At 60.5% G+C, this 1,652-nt stretch carries 3 protein-coding genes; all 3 read left to right on the top strand.

What is annotated here, in order from left to right; all coding sequences use genetic code 11:
* A partial coding sequence (locus BGN91_RS14925; protein WP_292614462.1) for a recombinase family protein occupies window positions 1-708 on the top strand: 708 nt, incomplete at its 5' end.
* On the top strand, window positions 705-1,121 hold the full coding sequence (locus tag BGN91_RS14920) for a hypothetical protein (protein WP_292614460.1): 417 nt from the start codon (window positions 705-707) through the stop codon (window positions 1,119-1,121). The genes BGN91_RS14925 and BGN91_RS14920, both read left to right, overlap by 4 nt.
* A 148-nt stretch (window positions 1,122-1,269) precedes the next feature.
* Window positions 1,270-1,482: a ribbon-helix-helix domain-containing protein gene (locus BGN91_RS14915; RefSeq protein WP_292614458.1), complete on the top strand. Its 213-nt coding sequence runs from the start codon at window positions 1,270-1,272 to the stop codon at window positions 1,480-1,482.
* The last annotated feature ends 170 nt before the right edge of the window (window positions 1,483-1,652 follow it).

Raw genomic sequence — 1,652 nt, 5'->3', positions numbered from 1 at the left:
TTGGTCGTGGCGCTCCGGTCGGAGGGCATGACCACAAAGGGCGGCAAGCTGGTCGACAAGGGCTACGTCTACAAGATTCTGAATAACCGGGTTTACCTCGGGCAAGCAGTCCACAAGGGCACGGCCTATCCGGGTGAACATCAGGCGATCATCGATCAGTCTCTCTGGGATCGCGTGCACGGCATTTTGCGCGAGAGCCCGCGCAAGCGGGCGATGAACACTCGGGCGCAAACGCCCGCTCTGCTGAAGGGCCTGATTTTCGGGCCGACAGGCGTTGCCATGTCACCCGCCTACACGCGGCGCAAAGGAAAACAGTACCGCTACTACGTTTCGACCGATGTCCTGAAACGCAACCCCACCGCATGTCCGGTCCGCCGGGTGCCGGCAGCCGAAATCGAAAACGCCGTCATTGACCAGCTGCGCGGATTGCTGCGCGCGCCCGAGATCGTCGTGCGCACCTGGCGGGCGGCACGGCAATCGACCGAGAAGGTTTCTGAAGCCGAGGTTCGTGAAGCGCTGGAGCAGCTTGATCCGCTTTGGGACGAACTGTTTCCGGCTGAGCAAATGCGGATCGTCCAGCTTCTGGTCGAGCGCGTCGACGTTCACCTCGATCGGCTTGATGTGCGACTGCGCACCGCGGGACTGACACAGCTGGTTGCTGAATTGCGCGGTCCGGCCGATTCCGACTCGACCCGGAGGGCAGCATGACGACCGGCGCAGATCACAGCGACGACAATGGTGGAACGATCCTCGTCCAAATCCCGCTGCGCTTACGCCAGCGTGGCGGTCGCAAGCTCGTGATCACCCCCGAAGGTCCCAGCGCATGGACACCGCCACGGGCGCGCGTGGACAGCGCCATGGTGAAAGCGATAGCCCGCGCATATCGCTGGCGCAAAATGCTGGAGAGCGGCATCCACGCTACTATTGCTGAGATCGCCGCAGCAGAGAAGATTAATGAGTCTTACGTGGGTCGCGTGTTGCGGCTAACGTTGCTGGCCCCGGATATCGTTGAGGCGATTTTAGGCGGACGACAGTCGGCGGATCTGCAGCTTGACGACTTGCTACAGAAGTTTCCCGTGGAGTGGCTCGCCCAACGTGATCGCTTCGGGCTCGTAACTTGAAACTTGAAACCGGACCGCCGTTCAGAGGCACTTGTAACGATCGGACAATGTTTCTCCTGCAAAACTGATGCAAACTGCATCAGTTTGTTGCGCATTTTCCCTGATTCGTGTACCGTGAACAATCAGAGAACATATAGGAGATTCAGTCGTGGCAACAACAAGATATAGGAGGTTCGGGCCCCGGCTAACCGTCAGCCTAAGCGACGACGATTACGACCGCCTCCAGGCCCTCGCCGACAAGGGCGAAGTATCGATCTCCTGGGTCGTGCGGCGCGCGATCGAGGATTACCTGCACCGCCATCCACAGCCTTTGGCCCAGAAGCCGCGGCCGGCGCACAGGCGTGAGCGGCAGGCAGTCTGAAGACGGTAGAGTGGCCTTGGGGGAAGGGATCATGCGTAAGTCAACGAAGAAATCAGCAGTAACCGCGCCGCGCGGCAGCAGAGCGGATGTGCTGGGCGCGCTCTATGACGAGCCGCTGCCGGCAACGCGCACTGGCGCGCTCTACACCGCCTTTCCTTATCCGACAAAAA

The sequence above is a fragment of the Nitrobacter sp. 62-13 genome (assembly GCF_001896955.1).
GTDB lineage: Bacteria > Pseudomonadota > Alphaproteobacteria > Rhizobiales > Xanthobacteraceae > Nitrobacter.
Note: the sequence above shows the minus strand (reverse complement) of the source record. Positions and strands in the feature narration are given on the sequence as shown.

Excerpts from the sequence above, each read along its gene's own strand:
- BGN91_RS14920 (WP_292614460.1), top strand. The coding sequence starts at position 705 with ATGACGACCGGCGCAGATCACAGCGACGACAATGGTGGAACGATCCTC.